Raw genomic sequence first — 25,247 nt, 5'->3', positions numbered from 1 at the left:
ACAGGGGTCCGGCCCTTTCGTCACGCCCGGGGCGCTTGCCCGCCCACCGGCTGTCGCCGCCGGGCCAGGGCCGGACCGGAGTCAGGCCGAGGCGGACAGCGCGCGCCCGGACCTGAGTCGGGCCGAGGCGGGGCGAGGTAGAGGTGGGGCGAGGCCGAGGTGGGCCGGGGGCAAGGGTTCAGCCGCCCGAGTCGGCCAGCTCGGCGCCCTCCGGGACGGTGTCGTCGTCGCGGCTGGCCAGCCAGCCGTCCGGCAGGAAGACCTTGCCGGGCGAGTTGGTGCGGCCGCGTGGCTGGCCCAACGTGGCCACCGGGAAGGGCTCCGTCGGGTCCAACTTGCCGAGCAGGTCGTCGAGCTGGGCCAGGCTCTCGATCATGGCCAGCTCGCGCCGCAGCTCGCTGCCGACCGGGAAGCCCTTGAGGTACCAGGCGACGTGCTTGCGGAAGTCGGTGCAGCCGTCCCGCTCGCCTCGGGCGGGGGTACGCGAGCCCGCGGTGAACTGGTCGACCAGCAGTTCGGCGTGGCGGCGCATGGTCCGCGCCACCTCGCCCAGGGTGGGCAGGCGGCGTTCCGGGCGGCCGTCGAACGCCGCCTCCAGGTCGGCGAAGAGCCACGGGCGGCCCAGGCAGCCCCGGCCGATCACCACCCCGTCGACGCCCGTGTGCGCCACCATCCGCAGCGCGTCGTCGGCCTCCCAGATGTCGCCGTTGCCGAGCACCGGCACTTCGAGGGCCTGCTTGAGCGTGGCGATGGCGTCCCAGTCCGCCGTGCCGGAGTAGCGCTGCGCGGCCGTACGCCCGTGCAGGGCGACCGCCGCCACGCCGGCGTCCTGGGCGGCGAGGCCCGCTTCGACGTACGTCAGGTGGTCGTCGTCGATGCCCTTGCGCATCTTGACCGTGACCGGCACCCCGGCGGGTGACGCGGCGTCCACCGTGGCCCTGACCAGCCGCGCGAAGAGCCGGCGCCGCCACGGCAGCGCCGAGCCACCCCCCTTGCGGGTGACCTTGGGCACCGGGCAGCCGAAGTTGAGGTCGATGTGGTCGGCGAGGTCCTTCTCCACCACGATCCGCACGGCGGCGGCGGTGATCTCCGGGTCGGTGCCGTAGAGCTGGAGGCTGCGGGGCCGCTCCTCGTCGCCGAACGCGATCATGCGCAGCGTCTTCGGGTTCCGCTCGACCAGCGCGACGGTGGTGATCATCTCGCAGACGTAGATGCCGCCGCCCTGCTCCCGGCAGAGCTGCCGGAAGCCGACGTTGGTGATGCCGGCCATCGGCGCGAGCACCACCGGCGGCCACACCTCGTGCCGCCCGATGGTCAGCGGGCGCAGTGCGGGAACGGTCGGCGCGGTCACCGGACAAGTGTACGGGGCCCCGGCCGGCGCGACTTCCGCGCCGGCCGGGGCCCCGTCGCAGCTCAGCAGCCGGGGAGGCGCTCGATCAGGTAGCGCTCGACCTGGTCCAGCGCGATGCGCTCCTGGGCCATGGTGTCCCGGTTCCGGACGGTCACCGCGTTGTCGTCCAGGGTGTCGAAGTCGACCGTCACGCAGAACGGGGTGCCGATCTCGTCCTGGCGGCGGTAGCGGCGGCCGATCGCCTGCGAGTCGTCGAACTCCACCACCCAGCGCTTGCGCAGGTCGGCGGCGAGGCCCTTCGCCTTCGGCGAGAGCGCCTCGTTGCGCGACAGCGGCAGCACGGCCACCTTGACCGGGGCCAGCCTCGGGTCGAAGCGCATCACCGTGCGCTTGTCCACGCCGCCCTTGGTGTTGGGCGCCTCGTCCTCGTCGTACGCCTCCAGCAGGAACGCGAGCACCGCGCGGGTGAGGCCGGCGGCCGGCTCGATGACGTACGGCATCCAACGCTCGCCCTTGGCCTGGTCGAAGTAGGACAGGTCGACGCCGGAGTGCTTGCTGTGCGTGGTCAGGTCGAAGTCGGTGCGGTTGGCGATGCCCTCCAGCTCCGCGAACTCGGTGCCGCCGAACTGGAAGCGGTACTCGATGTCGACAGTGCGCTTCGAGTAGTGGGAGAGCTTCTCCTTCGGGTGCTCGTAGAAGCGCAGGTTGCTCTCCGACAGGCCCAGGTCGAGGTACCAGTTCCAGCGCTCGGAGAGCCAGTACTCGTGCCACTGCTCGTCCGAGCCCGGCTCGACGAAGAACTCCATCTCCATCTGCTCGAACTCGCGGGTGCGGAAGATGAAGTTGCCCGGGGTGATCTCGTTGCGGAACGACTTGCCGGTCTGGGCGATGCCGAACGGCGGCTTCTTGCGGGCGACCGTCTCCACGTTCTTGTAGTTGACGAAGATGCCCTGGGCGGTCTCGGGCCGCAGGTAGTGCATGCCCTCCTCGCTCTCGACCGGGCCGAGGAAGGTCTTCATCAGGCCGTTGAACATCTTCGGCTCGGTGAAGGTGCCCTTGTTGCCGCAGTTCGGGCAGTTCAGCTCGGTCAGCGAGGCCGGCGGCTTGCCGTGCTTGGCCTCGTACGCCTCCTCGAGGTGGTCGGCCCGGAACCGCTTGTGGCACGACTGGCACTCGGTCAGCGGGTCGACGAAGGCGTCCAGGTGGCCGGAGGCGGCCCAGACGTCGCGCGCCAGGATCACGGCGGAGTCGAGGCCGACCACGTCGTCGCGCTGCTGGACCATCGTCTTCCACCACTGCCGGCGGACGTTCTCCTTCAGTTCCACGCCGAGCGGACCGTAGTCCCACGCCGACCGGGTGCCTCCGTAGATCTCGCTGGAGGGGAAGACGAAGCCTCGGCGCTTGGCGAGGCTGACGACGGCGTCGATACGGTCGGCTGGCATGTTTCCTCCTACGCCGACTGGCGGTCGGCGGGGACGCGGTAAGGACGGAAGGAACAGTTCGGGACAACGGTACGACCCGTGCCGTCCCGGGCCCAGCAGAATACCGGGGGCGGGTCAGCTCACCCCGCACACCTCCATGCCGCCGGTCTGCTGGTCCTGCCCGAGGGTGACCTCCTGCCGGTCCTGCCGGCCGCCCGCGTAGGTGACGTCGACGGGCACGGTGAGGGAGACGGCGTCCACGTCGCCCACCCGGAAGTCCGCGATCTGCGGCTCGGCGGCCACCCGGCGCTCGAACTCGCGGCGTGACTCGCGCCGCTGCGCGTCGTCGCAGAGCTGGTCGTACGCCGCGCCGTACTTGCGCTCGACGAGCGCCTGGTAGTAGTCGGTGGAGACGGTGCGTCCCTGCTCGCGAACGGCCTGCACCCCGGTCACGGCCAGCCCCACCACGGCGGCGCCGCCACCGCCGCAGCAGAGCAGCACGGCGAGCGCCCCCGCGCCCAGCCCGAGCCAGAGCCGGGTGTTGCGCCCCTCGGTGGGCGGCGCCGCGAACGGCGGGGTGACCCCCGGCCCGGCAGGCGGGGCGGGCACGCCCGGATCCCCCGGCGGGCCGGGCACGGCGGGCGGCTGCGCCCACTGCTGGCCGGGCGACGGAGGGTACGCCGGCGGGGTCGCCGGTCCGGGAGCGGTCATGCAAGCAATGTAGTGCCCACGGGCTCAGCGGTAAGGACCAGCGGCCCGATCGCTGGCGGCCGGGACGACGTCCCCGCCGGGGGCGGCGCTGGCGAGCGCCTCGTACGCCGACGGTTCGTCGAGCGACTCGGCGAGCAGCGGCACAGCGGTGATCTTGACGTCGAAGCCGCCCAGGGCCCGCCGGTAGGTGCCGACCGACTCCCACTCCGTGACCAGGCACCAGTGCCGGGGGTCGTCCAACGCCCGGACCAGTTGGCCGCGCAGGTAACCGGGGCGGGCCGCGAGCGCGGCGAGGGCGGCGTGCGCCCGCTCGGTGAACTCGTCGGCGACATCGACGTCCACCACGAACCGGTTCGTCACCAGCACGGGGTTCCTCCTCGTAGAGTCTGTGGGATGCAGCGTACGCAGAGCCCCCTGCCGGCCCGGCTGGCCCGGGCGAACCCGACGACGGTGTTCCTGGTCACCCTGGTGATGGTGCTTGTCGCGTTCTTCACCCCCGGCGTGGTCGGCGGGCTGTTCACCCTGCTGCTCGCCGCGGCCGTGGCCGCGCTGCTGGTCACCACCTGGTCGGTGCAGACGGCGCCGACGCGGGTGATCCGGCTGGTGGCGCTCACCCTGCTGGTCACCGCGGGCCTGGTGAAGCTGTTCTGACATGCAAGCATGCGTTTTTGACAATCATTATCGTTGTCGCGGACAGTTCATGGCATGAACATCCGCACCGCCCCGCGCACCCTGGCCGTCGCCACCACCGCCCTGCTCGCCCTGGGTGGTGTCACGGCCTGTTCCGACGACGGCCCGGCCGGCGCCGACCCGCAGCGGGTCGACGTGGTGGCCGCCTTCTACCCGTTGCAGTTCCTCGCGGAGCGCATCGGCGGTGACGCGGTGAGGGTGAGCAACCTGGTCAAGCCCGGCGCGGAGCCACACGACCTGGAGCTGAACCCGGGCCAGGTCGGCCAGGTCGCCGAGGCGGAGCTGGTCGTGCTCCTCAAGGGCTTCCAGCCGGCGCTGGACGAGGCCGTCGAGCAGAACGCCAAGGACCGCGCGTTCGACGTGTCGACCGTGCAGCCGCTGATGGACGCCGCCGCGGGCGGCCACGACCACGACCACGAGGGCGAGGAGCACGCCCACCCCGAGGAGTCGGGCAAGGCCGAGGAGCCCGGCCACGAGGAGGGCGGCACCAAGGACCCGCACCTGTGGCTGGACCCCACCCGCCTCGCCACGGTCGGCGACAAGCTCGCCGAGCGCCTCGGCCAGGCCGACCCGGACCGCGCCGCCGACTACACCGCCCGCGCCGGAGCGCTGCGCGCCGAGCTGGAGAAGCTGGACGCCGAGTTCACGGCCGGGCTGAAGACCTGCCAGCGGCGGGAGATCGTGGTCAGCCACACCGCCTTCGGCTACCTGACCGAGCGCTACAAGCTGGAGCAGATCGGCATCACCGGGCTCAGCCCCGAGAACGAGCCCGCCCCGCAGCGCCTGGCCGAGGTCGCCCAGGAGGCCCGGGAGCACAAGGCCACCACGATCTTCTTCGAGACGCTGGTCAGCCCGAAGGTGGCCCAGACCATCGCCGCCGAGGTCGGCGCGAAGACCGCGGTGCTGGACCCCCTGGAGGGGCTGTCGACCGGCGGCGGCGACTACCTTTCGGTGATGCGTACCAACCTTGCGACCCTGAGGACGGCGTTGAGCTGCTCGTGACATCCCCAGTCATCACCGTCGCGCACGGGGTGGTCGGCTACGACGGCCGCCCCGTGCTGCGTGACGTCTCGCTGACCGTGACCGCCGGCGAGGTGGTCGCGGTGCTCGGCGCCAACGGCTCCGGCAAGTCCACCCTGGTCCGCGCCGCGCTCGGCCTGGTGCCGCTCAGCTCCGGCTCGGTCACCCTCTTCGACCGCCCGCTGCGCCGTTTCCGGCAGTGGCACCGCATCGGGTACGTCCCGCAGCGCCTCGGCGCCGGCAGCGGCGTACCGGCCACCGTCCGCGAGGTGGTGGCCTCCGGCCGGCTCGCCCGGCGCGGGGTGCTGCGCCCGCCCGGCGCGGCGGACCGGGCGGCGGTGACCGCCGCACTGGAGGCGGTCGGGCTCGCCGACCGGGCCCGCGACCCCGTCGGCACCCTCTCCGGCGGGCAGCAGCAGCGCACCCTGATCGCCCGGGCGCTGGCCGGTCAGCCGGAGCTGCTGGTCCTCGACGAGCCGACCGCCGGGGTCGACGCGGCCAGCCAGGAGGCGTTCGCCGCGGCGCTGCACGACTTCGTCGGCGGTGGCGGCACGGTGCTGCTGGTGGCCCACGAGCTCGGGCCGCTGCGGTCGCTGATCAGCCGGGCGGTCGTCGTACACCAGGGTGGGATCTGTCACGACGGCCCGGTGCCCGAGCCCGCCGGCCACCACGCGGAGCCCGACCACGACCACGTGCACCCGCACGGCCCCGACGAGCCCGCCGGGCTGTGGAGCAGCTGAGATGGAACTCTTCCAGTACCCCTACATGCAGCGGGCCCTGATCGGGGCGCTGATCATCGGCCTGGCCGCCCCGGCGCTCGGCATCTACCTGGTGCAGCGGCGGCTCGCCCTGATCGGCGACGGGGTGGGGCACGTGGCGCTCACCGGCGTCGGCGCGGGCCTGCTGCTCAACCGCTCCCCCGTGCTCGTCGCGGTGGCCGTGGCGACCGCCGGCGCGATCACCATTGAGCTGGTCCGCGCCCGGGGGCGCACCTCCGGCGACCTGGCCCTGGCCCTGCTCTTCTACGGCGGCATCGCCGGCGGCGTGACGCTGGTCGGGCTCTCCGACAGCACCAGCGCCAACCTGAACGCCTACCTGTTCGGGTCGCTGACCACGATCTCCCCGCAGGACCTGACCACCATCGCGGTGCTCGGCGTCGCGATCGGGGTGACCATGCTGGCGCTGCGCCCGGCCCTCTTCGCGGTCTGCCACGACGAGGAGTACGCCCGGGTCTCCGGCCTGCCGGTACGCACGCTCAACCTGCTGCTCGCCGTGGCCACCGCGGTCACCGTGACGATCGCCATGCGGGCCGTCGGCGTGCTGCTGATCAGCGCCCTGATGGTGGTGCCCGTGGCCACCGCGCAGCAGGTGACCCGGGGATTCCGCAGCACGATGACGGCGGCGATGGCGCTCGGGCTCTTCGCCGCCGGCTCCGGGGTCTACGTGGCGGCGAACGCCGACACCGCCCCCGGCGCCTCGGTGGTGCTGATGGCGATCGCCTCGTTCGGGGTGGTCGCGGTCCTCGGCGCGGTGTGGCGGGTGCTGCGCCGGCGGCGTACCCCCGCCGCCGCGCCCGCGCCGGAGCCGCACGAGGTGGTGCTCCACTGATCCTGGTCAGCGGCGTGTCGGTGGGATTGGTTACCGTTACGGGGTGACCGACGGATCAGGCTACGACGCCTTCGAGGGCGCGAGCGAGCTCTTGCGTGCCCTCTCGGCGCCGATCCGGCTGGCCATCGTCAGCGAGCTCGCCGAGGGCGAGCGTTGCGTGCACGAGCTGGTCGACAAGCTCGGCGCCGCGCAGCCGCTGGTCTCCCAGCACCTGCGGGTGCTGCGGGGCGCCGGTGTGGTGCGCGGCTCCCGGCGGGGTCGCGAGATCGCGTACGCGCTGGTCGACGAGCACGTCGCACACATCGTGGCCGACGCGGTGAGCCACGCCGGGGAGGGATCATGATCATGACGGGTGCCACGGTCCGCAACACTCGGCAGCGCTCGGCGGTGAGCGCGCTGCTCGGCGAGCTGGAGGGCTTCCACAGCGCGCAGGAGCTGCACGCGATGCTGCGCGAGCGCGGCGAGCGGGTCGGGCTGACCACCGTCTACCGCACGCTCCAGGGGCTCGCCGACACCGGCGAGATCGACGTGATGCGCCCGCCGGGCGGCGAGCACCTCTACCGCCGGTGCAGCGAGGGTCACCACCACCACCTGGTCTGCCGGTCCTGCGGCCGCACGGTGGAGGTCGCGGGGCCGACGGTGGAGAGCTGGGCCGAGCGGGTGGCGGCGAAGCACGGCTACGCCGACGTCAGCCACACCCTGGAGATCTTCGGCACCTGCCCGGCCTGCGCGGGCTGACCCCGCCCGTAGCGCCGACCGCCGCCGCGCCGATTGCGGGTCCGCCCGTCGCGCCGGCCGCCGTTGCGCCGGCCGCGGGTCCGCCGTTGCGCCGTCCACCGTCGTGCCGCCGTTGGCGCCGTCCACCGTCGTGCCGTCCGCCGGGCGCCGGGCGGTGCGCCGCCGTTCGCGTCGCGTGCCGGGGACGGGTACGCGTGGCACGCTGTCCGGCGTGAAGATCTACGCCGATCGTTTCCCGACCGCCGTCCGACAGTTGATCACCGACCTGCTCGTCGTCGCCTGGGTGTACGGCGCGATCCGTGGCGCGCTGTGGCTGCACGACCTGGTCCAGAAGCTCGCCGTACCCGGGCAGAAGCTGGAGGGGGCCGGCAGCGGCCTCGCCGACAACCTGGCCGAGGCTGGCGGCAAGGTCGACCGGGTGCCACTGGTCGGCGACGAGCTGACCGCGCCGTTCGAGCGGGCCGCCACCGCCGCCCGCTCGCTGGCCGAGGCGGGGCGCGACCAGCAGGAGCTGGTCGACCAGCTCGCCCTCGCGCTGGCCGTCGCCGTGCTGGTCTTCCCGCTCGGCCTGGTGCTCTTCGGTTGGCTGCCGCTGCGGGTGCGTTGGATGCGCCGGGCCGGCTCGGCGGCGAAGCTGGCCGCCGCCCCCGCCGGCCGGGACCTGCTGGCGCTGCGCGCCCTGGCCACCCAGCCGCTGGGGCGGCTGACCAGGATCGCGCCCGACGTGGCCGAGGCGTGGCGCCGCGGCGACGACGCCACCGTCGACGCGCTGGCCGCCCTGGAACTACGCCACCTGGGCCTCCGGCGCGCCCGCTAGCCCTCCACCCCGGCGATCATGCAGTTGTGTGCCCGGAGCGCCCGCACTCGCCCCTTACGCGGGGCACCACAACTGCATGATCGACCTGGGTCTGGGGGCAGGGTCAGGAGGCAGGGGTGGGTGGGAGGCGGCGGCGGGCGTCGTCCGTCGTGGACGGGCCGGGGGACCAGGGGGCCACCCAGGGCAGGTCGTCGGCGGGGGTGATCACGCCGTCCTCCAGGGCGGCGTAGCGCCCGGCGAGGATCCGCTTCGCGGCGACCGTGTCGACGGAGTCGGTGTTGTCCCACAGTGCGGTGAAGAGCGCGTCGATGCGGACCCGGGCCTGCCGGCAGAACAGGTCGGCCAGCTCGACGTTCTCGGGCCGGGCCTCCCGCTCGGCGTGGGCGCGTACGCAGACCGCGGACATGGCGAACAGCTCCGCGCCGATGTCCACGACCCGGCCGAGGAACGCCTGCTTGCGCTCCATCTTCCCCTGCCAGCGAGACATCGCGTAGAACGTCGAGCGGGCCAGCTTGCGCGAGGCGCGCTCCACCTGCCGCAGGTGGGCGGCGAGCGGGCCGAACTCGGCGTACGCCGACGGGCGCTGTCCCCTGCCGACGGCGAGGGTGGGCAGCCACCTCGCGTAGAAGGCGCCGGCCTTCGCCCCGGCCTTGGCCTTGCGGCCGAGCCCGGCGTCCGGGTCGATGATGTCGCCGGCGACCGACAGGTGCGCGTCGACCGCCTCGCGGGCGATGAGCAGGTGCATGATCTCGGTGGAGCCCTCGAAGATGCGGTTGATCCGCAGGTCGCGCAGCATCTGCTCGACGGCGGCGGGTCGCTCGCCCCGGGCGGCGAGCGAGTCGGCCGTCTCGTAGCCGCGACCGCCCCGGATCTGCACCAGCTCGTCGGCGATCTTCCAGGCCATCTCGCTGGCGTAGAGCTTGACCAGCGCCGCCTCGATCCGGATGTCGTTGCGGTCGTCGTCGGCGAGCAGGCAGCAGAGGTCCAGCATGGTCTCCATGCCGTACGTCGTCGCGGCGATGAAGGAGAGCTTCTGGGCCACCGCCTCGTGCTCGCCCACGGGCCGCCCCCACTGCACCCGGTCGACGGCCCATTCCCGGGCCACGTTCAGCGCCCACTTGCCGGCGCCGACACACATCGCCGGCAGCGACAGCCGCCCGGTGTTCAGGGTGGTCAGCGCGATCTTCAGGCCCTTGCCCTCGCCACCGATCACGTTCTCCTTCGGCACGAAGACGTCGTGGAAGCGGGTCAGGCTGTTCTCCAGGCCCCGCAGGCCGATGAAGGCGTTGCGCCGCTCGACCGTGATGCCCTCGGTGTCGCCCTCGACGACGAAGGCGGTGATCCCGCCGCGCCGTCCCTCGGCGGCGGGCACCCGGGCCATCACCACGAGCAGGGTGGCGACGGTGCCGTTGGTGGCCCACAGCTTCACGCCGTTGAGCCGGTAGCCGGTGCCGTCGGGCGTGGGCTCGGCGGTGGTGGCCAGCCGGGCCGGGTCGGAGCCGACGTCCGGTTCGGTGAGCAGGAACGCGGAGACCTCGCCGGCGGCGAGCCGGGGCAGGAAGCGCTGCTTCTGCTGGGCGGTGCCGAACATCTTTAACGGCTGCGGCACCCCGATCGACTGGTGCGCCGAGAGCAGCGCGCCGATCGCCGGGCTGACCGAGCCGGCCAGCATGAGCGCCCGGCAGTAGTGCAGGTTGCTGAGCCCGAGCCCGCCGTACGACCGGTCGATCTTCATGCCGAAGGCGCCGAGGCGGGCCAGGCCCTGGAACACCTCGTCCGGGATGGACGCGTCCCGCTCGATGGCGGCGCCGTCCACCTCGGAGGCGAGGAACTCGCGGAACCGGCCGAGGAACTCGTCGGCGCGGGCGACGTCCTCCGGGTCGGAGCGCGGCCAGGGGTCGATCAGGTCGAGCCGGAACCGGCCGAGGAAGAGTTCCTTGCCGAAGCTGGGACGGTCCCAGGAGGACTCCCGGGCCGCCTCCGCGACCTGTCGGGCCTCCTTCTCGGATACCTGGCCGGCCTCCTTCGGCAGGGGCCCGGCCGCGCCGGCCGCCGGCGGGTCGTCGGCGGTGGTCTGCGCGGGCCGGTCGGCGCCTGATCCGTCGGGCGCGGGTCGGCTGTTCTCTGTCGTGGTCACGGCGGCCCCCTCGAACCTCGGTCCGGATGCGTCAACGTGCTCGACGAACAGCACGCTACCCCCGGGTGTTACCCAGGGGTAGCGATCGGTAAATATCGAGTTGCGTCGACCTCGGTCAGTCGCTGAGGGACCGCGGCTCGTTCTCGTCGTCGTCGGCGTCGTCGTCGCCCCAGTTGCGCCGGGAGAACGGCAGGAACACCCAGAAGGTGAGGAACCAGAGGCAGATGAGGCCGCTGAGCACCAGGGCGATGCTCCGGTCCAGCACGAAGTCGGTGATCAGCAGCACCGCGCTGACCATCGAGATCAGCATGAAGGCGAGCCCACCACTGGCCATCCGGTGCGCGAACCGGACCAGCTCCGGCTTGCGGCCCTGCCGGAACAGCGCGCGGTGGAACGCCACCGGAGAGATGATCATCGCGGTTGCCGCGGCCGCCGACAGCAACGCGACGATGTAGACGTCCTTCTGGAAGCCACTCGTACGGGTGAAACCGTTGCTGAACGGCAGGGTGAGCAGGAAGGCGAAGAGGATCTGCACGCCGGTCTGGGCGACCCGAAGCTCCTGGAGCAGGTCGGCGAAGTTGCGCTGCCAGCGCTGCTTCTCGGTTTCCTTGGACACGCGCTACCTCCGGTCAGACGGTACTGCCGGCGGGGGCGGCCGGCGGCAGCATCGCTGATGCCCCACCGGCCGACGCGCGAAACCGACTCACGTCACTGCCCGGGGCGCCGGTCCCGTCCGGTCAGGAGCCGCGCCGGATCCGGCCGGCGTACCGGGCCTCCAGGGCGTTGTTGTGCTCGTCGCCCCCGGCGATGTTGGCCGACAGGTAGACCGGTGGACGCTCCCCCGCCGCCAGCAGCCGGGCCACCACCTCGATCGTGATCTGCTGTGCCAGCAGCGCCGCGGTGATCGAGGAGACCGCGCCGACCGCGCCACCGCCGGGCAACGGCAGCGTCGCGTCGCCGTACGGGGCGCCGTTGTCGAGCACCACGTCGGCGAAGTCGGCGAGCTTGCGCCCCGACGGGTGGCGCGAGGTCATCTGCCCGGAGTGCTGCGCCGAGGTGATCGCGACCAGCCCGTGGCCCTTCTCCCTGACCAGCGACGCGAACTCCACCATCGCGCCGTTCACGCCCGAGTTGGAGGCGAGCATGAAGACGTCCCGGGGGCCGACCGGGGCCAGCTCGTAGAGGCGGTGCGCCACCGCCGGGTCGCGCTCCAGCAGCGGCCCGAGCACGTCCGCCGGGGCCCCGCCGCGGAGCACCAGGTCCCGCAGGGCGATCCGGTTCGTGGGCACCAGCCCGCCGGCCCGCCCGGCGATCTCCATGGCCAGCGCCTCGGAGTGGCCGGTGCCGAACGCGTGCACCACGCCGTCGGCGCGTACCGCCTCGGCGATCAGGTCGGCGGCCCGCCCCACCGCCTCGCGCTGGCTCTCGGCCACCCGGTTCATCGTGTCGGTCACCACGGCCAGGAAGTCCTCGGCCTTCACCGTCGTGTCTGCTCGGTCCATGTCGTACCTCCGTCAGGGGTGGGCCGGCGTCCGCCGGCCGGCGTCGCGGGGAAGGTCAGACCGGGTCGTGCACCCGGGCCAGGATCGCCTCGGCCAGCGGGGCGGGCGCCTCGTCGGGGATCCAGTGGCTCACCCGGGGCAGCTCGACGAAGCGGTAGTCCCCGGTCACGTGCTCGGCGCACGCCTCGGCGGCGGTCCGGCCGATCGCGATGTCGCGGCCGCTCCACACGAACGTGGTCGGCACCGCCACCGGCCCGGTGGCGGCCAGGTCCCGGCGGGACATCGCGCGGTACCAGTTAAGGGCGGCGGTCAGCGCGCCCGGCTCGCGCATCGGGTCCGCGTACGCGGCCACCCGCGCGTCGCCGCCGACCCCGTGCAGCATCCGGCGCAGCCCGGTCGCGTTCAGCGCCAGCAGCGCCTTCTCCGCCGTGCCCGGCTTGCGGAACACCGTCATGTACGCCGAGCGCGCCTTCTGCCCCGCGTCCTCGGCCAGCGCCCACGCCATGGCGCCGGGGTGCGGCACGGAGACCGCGGTCAGCGTGCGGACACGCTCGGGGTGGTGGGCCGCGACGGCCCAGGCCACGATCGCGCCCCAGTCGTGCCCCACCAGGTGCGCCGCGTCGACGCCCAGCGCGTCGAGTAGGCCCACGGCGTCGGCGACCAGTTCCGGCAGCCGGTACGCCTCGACCGCCTCGGGCCGCGCGCCCGGCGAGTAGCCGCGCTGGTCCGGCGCGTACGTGCGCAGGCCGGCGGCGTGCAGCGCGGGCACCACGTCGTCGAACTCCCCGCCGTGCTGGGGAAACCCGTGCAGCAGCAGGACGGGCGTGCCGCCCTCCGGTCCGCCGACGCGCACGTCGAACGTGAACCCCCGGGCCTCGATCCGCATGATCGTGAGCCTACCCAGCGTCGCACCCGGCCGCCCGGGACTGCCGGGCCCACGGGTCACTCGTACTGTTGCCGGGGGACGGGCACCTGCCGCCAGGACTCCACGTCCAGGTAGGGGATCTCGGCGTCGTTGACCGGGTCGCGGGCGATGCGGTCGCTGTAGCGGCCAATCACCTCGATCCAGGTGTCGTCGGCGAGCCCGTCGGGGGCCGCGCCGGTCAGCCCCAGCTTGACCGGCCGCCCGTCGGCGGCGCAGCAGGAGAGCACCATCCGGGCCAGCAGCGGCCGGCCGTCGGGGCCGGTGGTGACGAAGCCGGTCAGCTGGACCCGGCGGTCGCCGATCGAGGTGCCCCGGTCGAACAGGGCCCGGGAGGCGTAGTCGAGCACGGCCACCCGCACGGGGTCGCCGTCGGGCAGCGGCGGGTAGTCGGACGGCTGCTGCCGGGTGGTGACGGCGGTGCCGGCCTGCCCGGCCGCGTACGAGCCCAGGGCCGGCGGGGCGACCAGCAGCAGGCCCAGCACGGGCAGGATCAGCAGCCAGCCGACCCGGGGCTCGTGGTGGCCGTGGCCGTGGCCGTCGTGCCCGCCGTCACCGTCGTGGCCGCCCTGAGCGCCTTGGTCGCCCTGAGCGTCGTGGCCGTCGTGGTGGCCGGCGGGCGTGCGCCGCAGGAGCGGGCGCAGCTCGTAGAAGAGGGTCATGACCGCGGCGGCCACCAGCAGCAGGCCGGCGGCGATCAGGAAGGGCCGCAGCCCTTCCTTGACGTAGCGCAGGTGCAGGTCGGTGAGGCTGGCCCGGACCACCGCGCCCCCGAGCAGCAGCAGGACGACCGCCTGCGCCTGCCGGTTCACAGCAGCACCGCCCCGGTCCCGACGGCCACCGCGACGGCCACCGCGAAGGTGGTCGGGGCGAACCGCAGCGCGAACCGCCGGCCGAAGACCCCGGCCTGCATCGAGATGAGCTTGAGGTCGACCATCGGCCCCACCACCAGGAAGACCAGTCGGGAGGTCAGCGAGAACTGCGACAGCGAGGCGGCGACGAAGGCGTCCGCCTCCGAGCAGAGGGAGAGCAGCACCGCGAGCACGGCCAGCGCGAGCACCGAGAGCACGGGGTCGTCGGCGAGCGTCTGCAACCAGCGCTCCGGCACCACGACGTTGATCGTGGCCGCAGCCGCCGCGCCGATCACCAGGAACCCGCCGGCGTGCGTGACGTCGTGCCGCACCGCCCCCCAGAACGCCCGCCCGCGTGGGCCGTCGTCCAGCTCCGGCCGGCGCGGCAGCCGGATCCAGTCGGCCCGGCCGAGGCGCAGCCACAGCCAGCCCATGACCATCGCGACGACCAGGCTCGCGACGGCCCGGCCCAGGACCATCGCCGGGTCGTCGGGGAAGGCCACCGCGGTGGCGGTGAGCACGATCGGGTTGATCGCCGGGGCGGCGAGCAGGAACGCCAACGCCGCGGCCGGGGTGACCCCGCGCCGGATCAGCGACCCGGCGATCGGCACCGCCCCGCACTCGCAGCCGGGCAGCACCACGCCGGCCGCGCTGGCCACCGGCACCGCGAGCGCGGGATGACGCGGCAGCGCCCGGGCCCAGAACGACCGGGGCACGAAGACGGCGATCACCGCGGAGAGCAGCACCCCGAAGACCAGGAACGGCACCGCCTGCACCATGACCGAGACGAAGACGGTGGTCCAGGTCTGCAACCGGGGCGCGGAGAGGGCGCGGGCGAGCGGCTCGCGGAAGACGACCAGCAGGATCAGCAGGCCGGCGAGGACCTCCACCGACCCGATCCGCCGCTCCGGGCCGCCGGGCGCCGCCGGCGTCTCCTCGCGTACGCCCGGGGCGGCCACGTCCACCGCGCCGGGGCGCGGCCCGTCCGGCGCGCGGCGGTCAGCCTCGGATGTCACGTACGTGTCCCTCTGCCGGATTCCCAGTGGCCGCCCGAGAGTACCGGGCCGGGATCGGGGGCGTCGATCGAACGCGCTGGTGAGCTGCGCAAAGATCACTTTGCCCGATGATCTTCGAAGGTGTTAGCGTCGGGCCACAACTTCACATCCGACAGGGGAGCGCACAGCGCTGAGAGTGCGGGCACCGCCCGCAGACCCTCGAACCTGATCTGGGTAATGCCAGCGCAGGGAGTTCGGTCGACCTCCAGCCGCGTCGACGTCCGGCACGTTCCGGGCGCGGCGTGCGTCTTCTCCTGGTTCTCGTTCGGGACTGGGAGCAATCATGCGAGACAACAACACCGCCACCCGGTGGCGTACCGTCGACGTCGTCGTCGCCGCCGTGATCGCGGTGGCCTTCGGCGTCATCTTCTGGGCCTGGGGCCTGCTGTGGCGGGCCGTCGACCCGGCGTTCGCCTTCTTCCCCGCCGGCCAGGCGATCATGTACGGCGTGTGGCTGGTCCCGGCCGTCCTCGGCGGCCTGGTGATCCGCAAGCCCGGCGCGGCGCTCTTCTGCGAGGCGGTGGCGGCGACGGTCTCCGCGCTGCTCGGCTCGGAGTGGGGCGGCGTCACCATCGTGCAGGGCCTGATCCAGGGGCTCGGCGCCGAGCTGGCCTTCGCCGCGTTCCGGTACCGCTCGTTCCGGCTGCCCACCGCGCTGATCGCCGGCGCGCTGACCGGCCTCGGCGCCGCCCTGTTCGACTTCTTCGTCTGGAACAGCGAGTACGCCCTGGGCAGCTACCGGATCCCGTACGCCCTGCTCACCATCGTCAGCGCCACCGTCGTCGCCGGTGCCGGCGGTTGGGCCCTGACCCGCGCCCTGGCCACCACGGGGGCCCTGGACCGCTTCCCCGCCGCCCGCGACCGCACCCCCGTCTGACCCCGCCCCCACCCCCCACCGAGATCGAGGTCGATCATGAGGTTGACGGCGATGTGGATCTCCGTGGCTGCCGCCAACCTCATGATCGACGCTCGCGGGCGGGCCGGGAGGGAGGGGTTGCGGTGGGGGCGGTGACGTTGCGGGGGTTCGGGTGGCGGCACGCCGGGCGGCGGGCGTGGGCCGTACGGGGGGTCGACCTGCGCGTCGAGGTTGGCGAGCGGGTGCTGCTACTCGGCCCCTCCGGGGCCGGCAAGAGCACGCTGCTCGCCGCGCTGGCCGGGCTGCTGCCCGAGGACTCGGGCGAGCAGGAGGGCACCGTCGAGATCGACGGGCTCGACCCCCGCAAGGGCCGGGAGCGGGTCGGCATCGTCTTCCAGGACCCGCAGACCCAGCTCGTGATGGCCCGCAGCGGCGACGACGTGGCGTTCGGGCTGGAGAACCGCGGCACCCCCGCCGGGGAGATCTGGCCCCGCGTCGACGAGGCGCTGATGCGGGTCGGCTTCCCGTACCCCCGGGACCGCCCCACCGCCGCCCTCTCCGGCGGCGAGCAGCAGCGGCTCGCCCTGGCCGGCGTGCTGGCCCTGCGCCCCGGGTTGCTGCTGCTCGACGAGCCGACCGCCAACCTCGACCCGACCGGCGCGGCGCTGATCCGGGCGGCGGTGGCCGGCGCGCTGGACGCCGACACCACGCTGATCCTGGTCGAGCACCGGGTCGCCGAGGCGCTGCCCCTGGTCGACCGGGTGGTCGTGCTCGAACCCGGCGGCGGCGTCCGCGCCGACGGCACGCCCGAGGCCGTCTTCGGCACGCACGGCGACGCGCTCGCCGACGAGGGCGTCTGGGTGCCCGGCCGCCCGGTACCGCCCCGCCACGCGACCACGCCGGCCGGCGACGTGCTGCTCGCCGCCGACCGGCTCGGCCTGCCGCCCCGGCTGGCCCCCGTCGACCTGGCGGTACGCGCCGGCGAGGCGCTCGCCGTCCTCGGGCCCAACGGGGCCGGCAAGTCGACCCTCGCCCTGCTGCTCGGGGGCCTGCTCAAGCCCGGGGTCGGCCGGGTCACGGCGACGACGGCACTGGCCGGTGGCGACGCCCGCACGCCCCCGCACCGCTGGCGCGCCCCGGCACTGGCCCGCCGGATCGGCTCGGTCTTCCAGGACCCGGAGCACCAGTTCGTCACCAACACCGTCTTCGACGAGCTGGCGCTCGGTCCGCGCCGCACCGGCCAGCCCGAGGCGGCGGTCGGGGCCACGGTGGACGGCCTGCTGTCCCGGCTGCGGTTGACGAAGCTCGCGGCGGCCAACCCGTACACCCTCTCCGGCGGGGAGGCGCGGCGGCTGAGCGTGGCGACCGCCCTGGCCACCGCGCCCCGCCTGCTCGTCTGCGACGAACCGACCTTCGGCCAGGACCGGCGCACCTGGCTGGAGCTGGTGGACCTCTTCGCCGAGCTGCGCGACGCAGGTCACGGCCTGGTCGCCGTCACCCACGATGCGGAGTTCGTCGCCGCCCTGGCGGATCGCCGCCTCACCCTGGAGCGCCCGTGACCAGCGACCGGACCGCCGCACCGGTCACCCACCCAGACCGCCGCCTCACCCTGGAGCGCCCGTGACCAGCGACCGGACCGCCGCACCGGTCACCCACCCAGACCGCCGCCACACCCTGGAGCGGGCGTGATCAGTTTCGAGCCGGTCGCCGCGCCGGAGGCGTTGCTGGCCCGGCGCAACCCGGTGGCCAAGCTCGCCGCGGCGCTGGTGTTCTCGTTCATCCTGATCGCCACCCTCGACCCGGTGGCGCCGGCCATCGCGATCGCCGTCGAGCTGGCCCTGCTGCCGCTGTTCGGGGTACGCCTGCGGGTGCTGGCGCGACGGGCCTGGCCGCTGCTCGTCGGCGCGGTCGGCGTGGTGGTGACGCTGGTGCTCTTCGCGGCCGAGCGCTCCGGCCGGGTGCTGGTCGAGGCCGGCCCGGTGGTGGTCACCTCCGGGGTGTTGCTCACCGCGCTCGGCCTGGTGCTGCGCATGTTCGCGGTGGCGCTGCCCGGCGTGATCGTCTTCGCCACCACCGACCCGACCGACCTGGCGGACGCGCTGATCCAGAACGCGAAGGCGCCGGCCCGGTTCGCCATCGGGGCGTTGGCCGCGTTCCGGCTCGTGCCGCTGTTGGGGCAGGAGTGGCAGATGATCTCCATGGCCCGTCGCGCCCGGGGGGTCGAGGCCGGCCGCAACCCGCTGGCGAAGCTGCGGCTGTTCGTGTCGACGGCCTTCGCGCTGCTCGTCGGGGCGATCCGCCGGGGCACCCGGCTGGCCGTGGCGATGGACGCCCGGGGCTTCGACGCCGGGGTCCCGCGCACCGTCGCCCGGCGGCAGCGCTTCGTCGCCGCCGACGGCCTGCTGATCGCCGGCGCGGCGGTGCTCGCCGGGGCCGCGCTGACCGTCAGCGTGCTGCTCGGCACCTTCCGCCCGTTGATCGGCTGACGGCGTCCGTTGATCGGCGGACGGACCGGGCGGAGTCGCCGGCGCGCGGGTGGTCGAGCGCGGACGGGCCCGGCCGAGTCGCCGGTCCGGGTGGCCGAGCGCGGAAGGGCCGGGTGGAGTCGCCGGTGACGACGGCTCCACCCGGCCGGCACCGTCAGCTGCGCCGGAAGGCGTACCGACGGGCCTGCCCGGCCTTCTGGTCGCGCAGCGGGCCGGAACGGCCGACGCCGGAGACCGGCGGACCGGCCTTCGGCGCGGCGGGCCGGTCGACCGGCAGTGCCGGCACGACCGGCGCGACCGCCACCTCGTCGAGGTTGACGGGCGTCAGGTCCGCGACGGACGGCGTGGGGACGGTGGTACGGGACTTCTTCGGGTTGCGCCTGGCTGGCATCCGGTGCCTCCTCGGTCTGCGGGTCCTCCCGCACCGGAGCGACGTCCGGTGACGGGGACCCGCCTCGTTCGGCGACCGTCACGCGACGGTCGGGCGGGATCGGGACTGCTGCCCGGGATCGACCACGAGGAACACCGCCGCCTCGACGGCGGGTGCGGAATGCGGACGCCCGGGAGCACGCGGACCCGCGGCGAGACAGCGGCGGGTCGGCTCGGAAGTGGGGCGTCAGTTGCGCATGCCCACACGCTAACCGCCCGACCGTTCGCGCGCACCCGAATTACCGGCGGGGCCCGCAGTTGGCCGGTCGCGCCCCGTGGAGGCGGCCCGGCGGCGGATCGTCGGCCAGCCCCGTCACCCCCGGCGCGGCCGCCACGTGGTGGTGACGGGCCGCCCGACACGACCTCCGGGCCGCCCCGCCCGCGATACGGTCGCACCGGCGGGTGTCGACGGCGGAGGGCGGACGGATGGCCGGGCGGGCGACGGCACGGATCGGCGTGACCGGGCTGGCGGTGATGGGCCGGAACCTGGCCCGCAACCTGGCCCGCAACGGCTTCGCCGTGGCGGTGCACAACCGCTCGCCCGAGCGCACCCGCAGCCTCGTGGCGGAGCACGGGGACGAGGGGACGTTCCTGCCCGCCGAGTCGATGGCCGACTTCGTCGCGTCGCTGGAGCGGCCCCGGGCGGTCATCGTGATGGTCAAGGCGGGCGGGCCCACCGACGCCGTGGTCGACGAGCTGGTCCCGCTGCTCGACGCCGGCGACATCGTCGTGGACTGCGGCAACGCGCACTTCGCCGACACCCGCCGGCGGGAGGAGGCGCTGCGGGCCCACGGCCTGCACTTCGTCGGCACCGGCGTCTCCGGTGGCGAGGAGGGCGCCCTGCGCGGCCCGAGCATCATGCCGGGCGGATCCGCGGAGTCGTACCGCACGCTCGGGCCGATCTTCGAGCGGATCGCCGCCCAGGTGGACGGGGTGCCGTGCTGCCGGCACATCGGGCCGGACGGCGCCGGGCACTTCGTCAAGATGGTGCACAACGGCATCGAGTACGCCGACATGCAGCTCATCGCCGAGGCGTACGACCTGATCCGGGCCGGACTGGGCGCGGAGCCGGCGGAGATCGCGGAGATCTTCCGCGGGTGGAACGCCGGGGAGCTGGAGTCCTTCCTGATCGAGATCACCGCGGACGTGCTGGCGCACACGGACGCGGCCACCGGGCGGGCGTTCGTGGACGTCGTGCTGGATCGCGCCGAGCAGAAGGGCACCGGCCGCTGGACGGTGCAGAGCGCGCTCGACCTGGGCATCCCCATCACCGGTATCGCCGAGGCGACCTTCGCCCGGTCGCTCTCCGGGCACGCCGACCAACGCGAGGCGGCCCGCCGGGCGTTCCCGGACGCGGGCGCGACCTGGCGGGTCGAGGACTCCGACGCCTTCGTCGAGGACGTCCGCCGCGCCCTGCTCGCCTCGAAGATCGTCGCGTACGCGCAGGGCTTCGACCACATCCGCGCCGGCTCCCGCGAGTACGACTGGGGCATCGACCTGGGCGGCACCGCGACGATCTGGCGGGGCGGCTGCATCATCCGCGCCCGCTTCCTCGACCGCATCCGCCAGGCGTACGACGAGCGGCCCGGCCTGCCGACGCTGCTGGTGGCGCCGTGGTTCGCGGACACCGTGAACGACGGCGTGCCGAGCTGGCGGCGGGTGGTGGCCGAGGCCGCCCGGGCCGGGGTGCCCGTCCCCGCGTTCGCCTCGTCGCTGGCGTACTTCGACGCGCTGCGCGCCCAGCGGCTGCCGGCCGCCCTGATCCAGGCACTGCGGGACAACTTCGGGGCGCACACCTACCAGCGCGTGGACCGCGAGGGCACCTTCCACACCCGCTGGCCCACCGACCGCACCGAGATCGAGGCCTGACCCCGCCCGCTCCCGTGGGCGTCAGGCGACGGCGGCCCGCATCTCCCGGGCGCCAGCTCGCGCACCTGCACGGCCAGCGCGTCCCGCTCCGTGGCCTTGCGGGCTCTCGACCGGCGAGGGGGCGGTCACCACACCACAGGCCGTCGCTTGGACCCGGCCGCCGGGTTCCCCGGCTAGGCCGGCGCGGGGACCGTCACCAGGCCCGCTGCCCGGTCTCGGTGGGCGCCCAGGTGAGCGCCGGCTCGCCGCTGGCCAGCTCGCCGATCTCCCCGGAACGCGGCTGCGCCGCGTGGCCGAGTTCCCGGCAGTGCTGCTCGGCGACCCCGGCACAGATCTCGGCCACCTGCGCGCGGACCGGGTCACCGAGGTCGGCGGCGTCCAAGGCCACGATCATCTTGTCCCGAAGATCCCGCATCCCCACCCCCGAGACTCGCCGCGACCACCCGGAACCACAGGCCCACCCCGACCCTAACCACCCCGCCCCTGGCCCACCCCCGAAACGCCGAACCCCCGACCCACGAGTCGATCATGCACTTTCGGTGGGCGAAACGCCCCGATGCGGGGCTTTCGCGGGGCACCACGACTGCATGATCGGCGAGCGGGTCGGGGGTTCGGGGTCAGGTCACGGTTAGGTGAAAACGGTCAGAAGAAGCGGCGACGCTTGGCCTTCTGCGGGCGAAGCATGTCGGCGCCCTTGGTGAGTAGGCGGCTCATGCCGGACGGGCCGCGGCGGGCCTCGATCGTGTGGCTGAGCCGGCGCGCGCCCGCCGCCGCCAACGGCACGGCGACGGCCATCATCGCCCACTGGGCAATACGTTTCTGGATCATGTGGGTTCACCTCCGTCGGTGGCTGCTGACCACCCGTGGTACCCCGTACGACCGGGCGGTAAGCCTCAGGCGGGCGGCGGGGCGACCGGGTTGGGCAGCGCGCCGCCGAAACGCCGGTCCCGCTGCGCGTACAGCTCGCAGGCGTACCAGAGGTGACGGCGGTCGAAGTCGGGCCAGAGTGTGTCGAGGAAGATCAGCTCGGCGTACGCGGTCTGCCAGAGCAGGAAGTTCGAGATCCGCTCCTCGCCCGAGGGACGCAGGAACAGGTCCACCTCGGGGATCTCCGGGTGGTAGAGGTACTTCGCGACGGTCTTCTCGTTGACCTTCTCCGGGTCCAGCCGGCCCGCCGCCACGTCGCGGGCGATGGCGGCGGCGGCGTCGGCGATCTCGGCCTGACCGCCGTAGTTGACGCAGAACTGGAGGGTCAGCGTCGAGTTGCCCCGGGACATCTCCTCCGCCGTCTGCAACTCGGAGATGACGCTCTTCCAGAGCCGGCCGGCCCGGCCAGACCAGACCACCCGCACCCCCAGGTCGACCAGCTGGTCGCGGCGGCGGCGGATGACGTCCCGGTTGAAGCCCATTAGGAACCGGACCTCGTCCGGCGAGCGCCGCCAGTTCTCGGTGGAGAAGGCGTACGCCGACAGGTAGGGGATCCCCAGCTCGATGGCGCCCTCGACCGTGTCGAAGAGGGAGAACTCCCCCGCCTCGTGGCCCTTTGTGCGGGGCAGCCCGCGGTCCTTGGCCCACCGGCCGTTGCCGTCCATCACCACGGCGACGTGCTTGGGCACCGCGTCGGCGGGCAGCGCCGGCGGGCGGGCGCCCGACGGGTGCGGTGTCGGCGGCACCGGCTCGCGACGCCCGGCCCTCATCGATCGGATCACTCGGTCTTCCCCCTGTTCACGCCGTCCGCACCGGCCCCGCTGCCACGCGGCGGCGGGACCGGGCCGGCCGCCGGGGCGCCCCGGTCGACCAGCGGCAGCGAGCGTAGCGCGCGCTCCAGGTGCCACTGCAGGTGTGCCGCGACCAGGCCGCTGCACTCCCGGCGTACGCCGGTCTCGGTGGCGTCGGCGACCCGCCAGTCGCCGCTGGTCAGCGCGGACATCAGGTCGATGGTGGCCGGGGCGGGATGGGCCGCGCCGGGCGGCCGGCAGTCCGGGCAGACCGCGCCCCCGGCAGGCACCGAGAACGCCCGGTGCCGCCCCGGCGTGCCGCAGACGGCGCAGGCGGTCAGCGCCGGCGCCCAACCGGCCAGCGTCATGCCCCGCAGCAGGTACGCGTCGAGCACCAGGGTGGTGGCATGGCTGCCCTCGGCGAGCGCCCGCAGCGCGCCCAGGGTGAGCTGGAACAGCCGCAGCGACGGCTCCCGTTCGACGGGGGTGAGCCGCTCGGCGGTCTCGGCGATCGCGCTGGCGGCCGTGTAGCGGGAATAGTCGCCGAGGAACCGCTTGCCGTAGAGGTCGATGCCCTCGACCTGGCTGACCGTGTGCAGCGAGCTGCCGAGGTTGCCCTTCGGGTCGCCGGCGAGCTGGAGGTCGACGTGGCCGAACGGCTCCAGCCGGGCACCGAACTTGCTGGTGGTGCGGCGGACTCCCCGGGCCACCGCGCGCAGCCGGCCGTGCCGGCGGGTGAGCAGGGTGATAATCCGGTCGGACTCGCCGAGCTTCTGCACGCGCAGGACCACCGCGTCGTCGCGGTAGAGCTGTCGGCGGTACCCGGCCATCGGACCATTCTCTCTCGGGGTGCGGAATCAGGGTCAGCTCGGGGTGTCCGCGCGCGGAACCCCGATGCGTGGGGCGGGCCTCGCCTCGTAGCGTGCTCGCATGGCTCTGCACCGCACCGCCGCCGCGCTCGCTGCGGCCACCACCCTGATCGTCGCCGCCGGGTGCGACAACCTGTCCTTCCGCCGGCTCGACTACGACAACACCGAGGCGGTCCGGATCAACAGCATCCGGGTGCTGCCGGGGGCCGGCGACGTGACCGTCCGCGCCATCGGCGCGCAGGACGAGGTGCGGATCAAGCGGGTGGTGCGCTACCAGGGCGGTGAACCCGACGCGACGTACGAGATCAAGGGCACCGAACTGGTGCTGGACACCGACTGCGGCTCCCGGTGCAGCGTCTCCTACGAGGTCACCGCCCCGGACGGGGTGAGCGTGAAGGGCGAGACCGGCTCCGGTGACGTCGACCTGAGCAGGGTGGGCCCGGTGGAGATGCGGCTCGGCTCGGGCAACATCCGGGTGACCGCCTCCAGCGGCCCCGTCCGCGCGGAGACCGGCTCCGGCAACATCCAGGTGGCCGGTGCCGGCGGTCCCGTCCGGGCGCAGACCGGCTCCGGCAACGTCGAGGTCGACGAGGTCGCCGCCGCGGTCACGCTGCGCACCTCCTCCGGCGACATCACCGGGCACCGCCTCGGCGGCGGGGTGGACGCCGAGGCCGGCTCCGGCGACATCACCGTCGACCTGACGACGCCCGCCTCGGCGCGGGTGCACGCCTCCAGCGGGAACGTCGAGCTGGTCGTGCCGGCGGGCCGCTACCGGGTCCGCTCCAGCACCGACAGCGGCGACGCCGAACTGGGCGTGACCGACGACCCGTCCGCCACGCTGGTGCTCGACCTCTCCACCGGCAGCGGCAACGTGACGGTCACCCAGCGCTGATCTCGACGGTCTCCGGCTCCCGCGCGGCGCGGGGCGCCGGCACCGCCGCCCGCCCGGTGACCGGTCCGTCGACCGTCCCGGCGGCGGGCGGGTGACCGGTGGCCGGTTCGCCGGCCCTGCCGGCGGCGGGCGGGTGGACGGTGGCCGGGGCGGGGCGGGCGCGGCCGGGGACCAGCTCCGGCGGCCTGCGGGCCGCCACGTCCTCCACCCAGCCGACCAGGGCGGTCACCACCGCGACCAGCGCGAAGACCAGCGCCACCCGGATCGCCAGGCCGAGCGGGTCCTGGTGCGACCAGCCCACCACGTCGACCAGCGGGGTGAGCGCCACCACGAACGGCATGTGCCAGAGGTAGACGGTGAGCGCCCGCCGGTTGAACACGGTCACCACCCGGCCGAACGCGGCGCTGCGGTCCACCCAGGGCGCGCTCGCCGGCCCCCGGCCAAGCAGCACGAGGACGAAGGCCGCCGACCAGAGGGCGTTGCCCAGGGGGTTGTCGTTCAGGTCGTACCCGCGCGGTCCGGGGTGGGTGAGGATCCAGGCCGCGCCGGCCGCGGCCAGGGCCAGCGCCACCGGCACCAGCACCCGGTTGGTCAGGCGGCGCAGCATGCCGGCCTGGTGGGCGAAGCCGAGCAGCCAGGCCCCGAAGTAGAGCCCGAACTGGTGCAGCGCCACCGGCAGCGCCGGGAGCAGGCCCAGTTCGGCCGCCGCGAGCAGGGCGTACGGGGCCATCAGGGTGGGCACCGGGGCGCGCCGGAACAGCCAGAGGGCCACCGGCGAGGCGAGCACGAACCAGAGGTAGTCGCGCAGGTACCAGATCACGCTGAGCGCGATCGCGCCCCAGCCGTTGGCCGGCGGGTCGGCGATGGGAAAGAGCCAGAGCAGCACCTTCGGGCTCAGCGGCAACCCGGTGAGCAGCATGGCGGGTACGAAGACGGCGGCGAGCACCCACAGCGACGGCAGCAGGCGCCGCAACCGGCGTACGACCGCCCCCGGTCCCCAGCGGTGCAGTGAGGCCGCCATCAGCGAGCCGGCGAGCGCGAACATCACCGACATCGCCGGGAAGACGAGGGTCAGCGTGGCCCAACCGGTGACGTGGTAGACGACGACTCGAACGATGGCCAGGAAGCGGAGCAGGTCCAGGTATCGGTTTCGCATCAGCCTGCATCTATGTCCGGGGATACGGGGGCTGTCCTATCCCCTACCCTCCGGGCCGAACACGCCAAACAGAAGGGAACCCACCAGAAGGTGACATCTTCCATACGTCCGACCGATACCGATCATGCGCCGGACGGGCTCGGGGGCCG

Annotated in this window: 28 protein-coding genes and 1 riboswitch; of the genes, 12 read left to right on the top strand and 16 right to left on the bottom strand. The window is 73.9% G+C overall.

Annotation, left to right across the window (positions count from 1 at the left end; translation table 11 throughout):
• Positions 1-178: 178 nt before the first annotated feature.
• From dusB to DER29_RS25670, 4 genes are all read right to left on the bottom strand, one after another.
• The gene (gene dusB, locus DER29_RS25685) at positions 179-1,351 is read right to left on the bottom strand and encodes a tRNA dihydrouridine synthase DusB (protein WP_121400255.1); all 1,173 of its coding nucleotides are present in this window, start codon (positions 1,349-1,351) and stop codon (positions 179-181) included.
• A 62-nt stretch (positions 1,352-1,413) separates the two neighbouring features.
• Complete coding sequence (locus DER29_RS25680) at positions 1,414-2,793, bottom strand: glycine--tRNA ligase (RefSeq protein ID WP_101412337.1); 1,380 nt, start codon at positions 2,791-2,793, stop codon at positions 1,414-1,416.
• Positions 2,794-2,907: 114 nt separating this feature from the next.
• The gene (locus DER29_RS25675) at positions 2,908-3,381 is read right to left on the bottom strand and encodes a hypothetical protein (protein WP_121400254.1); all 474 of its coding nucleotides are present in this window, start codon (positions 3,379-3,381) and stop codon (positions 2,908-2,910) included.
• A gap of 126 nt (positions 3,382-3,507) precedes the next feature.
• Positions 3,508-3,849, bottom strand: a complete 342-nt coding sequence (locus DER29_RS25670; RefSeq protein ID WP_121400253.1) for an antibiotic biosynthesis monooxygenase — start codon at positions 3,847-3,849, stop codon at positions 3,508-3,510.
• A 27-nt stretch (positions 3,850-3,876) separates the two neighbouring features.
• Here DER29_RS25670 and DER29_RS25665 point away from each other — a divergent pair, with 27 nt between their 5' ends.
• The 7 genes from DER29_RS25665 to DER29_RS25635 all read left to right on the top strand — a co-directional run bounded on the left by DER29_RS25665 (position 3,877) and on the right by DER29_RS25635 (position 8,356).
• Complete coding sequence (locus DER29_RS25665; RefSeq protein WP_121400252.1) at positions 3,877-4,134, top strand: hypothetical protein; 258 nt, start codon at positions 3,877-3,879, stop codon at positions 4,132-4,134.
• A 54-nt stretch (positions 4,135-4,188) separates the two neighbouring features.
• A complete protein-coding gene (locus DER29_RS25660; protein WP_121400251.1) occupies positions 4,189-5,175 on the top strand; it encodes a metal ABC transporter substrate-binding protein in 987 nt (328 codons plus the stop codon).
• Positions 5,172-5,933, top strand: coding sequence for a metal ABC transporter ATP-binding protein (locus tag DER29_RS25655; protein WP_121400250.1), 762 nt, complete (start codon positions 5,172-5,174; stop codon positions 5,931-5,933). The genes DER29_RS25660 and DER29_RS25655 overlap by 4 nt, the downstream gene beginning before the upstream one ends.
• Position 5,934: 1 nt before the next feature.
• The gene (locus tag DER29_RS25650) at positions 5,935-6,801 is read left to right on the top strand and encodes a metal ABC transporter permease (RefSeq protein WP_121400249.1); all 867 of its coding nucleotides are present in this window, start codon (positions 5,935-5,937) and stop codon (positions 6,799-6,801) included.
• Positions 6,802-6,844: 43 nt separating this feature from the next.
• The gene (locus tag DER29_RS25645) at positions 6,845-7,144 is read left to right on the top strand and encodes a metalloregulator ArsR/SmtB family transcription factor (protein ID WP_088998913.1); all 300 of its coding nucleotides are present in this window, start codon (positions 6,845-6,847) and stop codon (positions 7,142-7,144) included.
• A gap of 2 nt (positions 7,145-7,146) precedes the next feature.
• On the top strand, positions 7,147-7,539 hold the full coding sequence (locus DER29_RS25640; RefSeq protein ID WP_199729578.1) for a transcriptional repressor: 393 nt from the start codon (positions 7,147-7,149) through the stop codon (positions 7,537-7,539).
• Between the two features lie 211 nt (positions 7,540-7,750).
• Positions 7,751-8,356, top strand: coding sequence for a hypothetical protein (locus DER29_RS25635; RefSeq protein ID WP_121400247.1), 606 nt, complete (start codon positions 7,751-7,753; stop codon positions 8,354-8,356).
• A 103-nt stretch (positions 8,357-8,459) separates the two neighbouring features.
• On the opposite strand, the gene DER29_RS25630 is transcribed toward DER29_RS25635, so the two are convergent.
• The 6 genes from DER29_RS25630 to DER29_RS25605 form a co-directional block, all read right to left on the bottom strand.
• The gene (locus tag DER29_RS25630; RefSeq protein WP_121400875.1) at positions 8,460-10,493 is read right to left on the bottom strand and encodes an acyl-CoA dehydrogenase family protein; all 2,034 of its coding nucleotides are present in this window, start codon (positions 10,491-10,493) and stop codon (positions 8,460-8,462) included.
• A gap of 115 nt (positions 10,494-10,608) precedes the next feature.
• A complete protein-coding gene (locus tag DER29_RS25625; RefSeq protein ID WP_121400246.1) occupies positions 10,609-11,109 on the bottom strand; it encodes a DUF6328 family protein in 501 nt (166 codons plus the stop codon).
• Between the two features lie 121 nt (positions 11,110-11,230).
• Positions 11,231-11,995, bottom strand: a complete 765-nt coding sequence (locus DER29_RS25620; RefSeq protein WP_121400245.1) for a sugar isomerase domain-containing protein — start codon at positions 11,993-11,995, stop codon at positions 11,231-11,233.
• A gap of 55 nt (positions 11,996-12,050) precedes the next feature.
• Positions 12,051-12,881, bottom strand: coding sequence for an alpha/beta fold hydrolase (locus DER29_RS25615; protein WP_121400244.1), 831 nt, complete (start codon positions 12,879-12,881; stop codon positions 12,051-12,053).
• A gap of 56 nt (positions 12,882-12,937) precedes the next feature.
• A complete protein-coding gene (locus DER29_RS25610) occupies positions 12,938-13,729 on the bottom strand; it encodes a TIGR03943 family protein (RefSeq protein ID WP_121400243.1) in 792 nt (263 codons plus the stop codon).
• Positions 13,726-14,727, bottom strand: coding sequence for a permease (locus DER29_RS25605; protein ID WP_199729577.1), 1,002 nt, complete (start codon positions 14,725-14,727; stop codon positions 13,726-13,728). Before DER29_RS25605 ends, DER29_RS25610 begins: the two co-directional genes overlap by 4 nt.
• A 200-nt stretch (positions 14,728-14,927) precedes the next feature.
• Positions 14,928-15,033, top strand: a riboswitch (TPP riboswitch).
• Positions 15,034-15,106: 73 nt separating this feature from the next.
• Here DER29_RS25605 and DER29_RS25600 point away from each other — a divergent pair.
• From DER29_RS25600 to DER29_RS25590, 3 genes are all read left to right on the top strand, one after another.
• Positions 15,107-15,700, top strand: coding sequence for an ECF transporter S component (locus tag DER29_RS25600; protein WP_121400241.1), 594 nt, complete (start codon positions 15,107-15,109; stop codon positions 15,698-15,700).
• Positions 15,701-15,822: 122 nt separating this feature from the next.
• Positions 15,823-17,238, top strand: coding sequence for an ABC transporter ATP-binding protein (locus DER29_RS25595; protein ID WP_121400240.1), 1,416 nt, complete (start codon positions 15,823-15,825; stop codon positions 17,236-17,238).
• Between the two features lie 126 nt (positions 17,239-17,364).
• Positions 17,365-18,165 (top strand): energy-coupling factor transporter transmembrane protein EcfT, encoded by an 801-nt coding sequence (locus DER29_RS25590; protein WP_121400239.1) that lies wholly within the window; start codon positions 17,365-17,367, stop codon positions 18,163-18,165.
• Between the two features lie 154 nt (positions 18,166-18,319).
• Here DER29_RS25590 and DER29_RS25585 read toward each other — a convergent pair whose 3' ends face one another.
• A complete protein-coding gene (locus DER29_RS25585) occupies positions 18,320-18,556 on the bottom strand; it encodes a hypothetical protein (RefSeq protein WP_121400238.1) in 237 nt (78 codons plus the stop codon).
• 464 nt (positions 18,557-19,020) lie between these two features.
• Between DER29_RS25585 and gndA the strand changes: the two genes are divergently transcribed.
• On the top strand, positions 19,021-20,463 hold the full coding sequence (gene gndA / locus DER29_RS25580) for an NADP-dependent phosphogluconate dehydrogenase (RefSeq protein ID WP_121400237.1): 1,443 nt from the start codon (positions 19,021-19,023) through the stop codon (positions 20,461-20,463).
• 193 nt (positions 20,464-20,656) lie between these two features.
• Here gndA and DER29_RS25575 read toward each other — a convergent pair whose 3' ends face one another.
• From DER29_RS25575 to recO, 4 genes are all read right to left on the bottom strand, one after another.
• The gene (locus tag DER29_RS25575) at positions 20,657-20,878 is read right to left on the bottom strand and encodes a thioredoxin reductase (RefSeq protein WP_121400236.1); all 222 of its coding nucleotides are present in this window, start codon (positions 20,876-20,878) and stop codon (positions 20,657-20,659) included.
• A gap of 227 nt (positions 20,879-21,105) precedes the next feature.
• On the bottom strand, positions 21,106-21,291 hold the full coding sequence (locus DER29_RS25570; RefSeq protein ID WP_121400235.1) for a hypothetical protein: 186 nt from the start codon (positions 21,289-21,291) through the stop codon (positions 21,106-21,108).
• A 65-nt stretch (positions 21,292-21,356) separates the two neighbouring features.
• Positions 21,357-22,160: an isoprenyl transferase gene (locus DER29_RS25565; RefSeq protein ID WP_121400234.1), complete on the bottom strand. Its 804-nt coding sequence runs from the start codon at positions 22,158-22,160 to the stop codon at positions 21,357-21,359.
• Positions 22,161-22,168: 8 nt separating this feature from the next.
• Entirely contained in the window at positions 22,169-23,011 is an 843-nt protein-coding gene (recO, locus tag DER29_RS25560) for a DNA repair protein RecO (protein WP_121400233.1), read from the bottom strand.
• 100 nt (positions 23,012-23,111) lie between these two features.
• Between recO and DER29_RS25555 the strand changes: the two genes are divergently transcribed.
• Complete coding sequence (locus DER29_RS25555; protein ID WP_121400232.1) at positions 23,112-23,942, top strand: DUF4097 family beta strand repeat-containing protein; 831 nt, start codon at positions 23,112-23,114, stop codon at positions 23,940-23,942.
• Here the strand turns inward: DER29_RS25555 and DER29_RS25550 are convergent.
• On the bottom strand, positions 23,929-25,098 hold the full coding sequence (locus tag DER29_RS25550; RefSeq protein WP_121400231.1) for an acyltransferase: 1,170 nt from the start codon (positions 25,096-25,098) through the stop codon (positions 23,929-23,931). The genes DER29_RS25555 and DER29_RS25550 overlap by 14 nt on opposite strands.
• Between the last annotated feature and the right edge of the window lie 149 nt (positions 25,099-25,247).

The organism is Micromonospora sp. M71_S20, assembly GCF_003664255.1.
Taxonomy (GTDB): domain Bacteria; phylum Actinomycetota; class Actinomycetes; order Mycobacteriales; family Micromonosporaceae; genus Micromonospora.
This window is presented reverse-complemented; position numbering and strand designations above follow the sequence as displayed.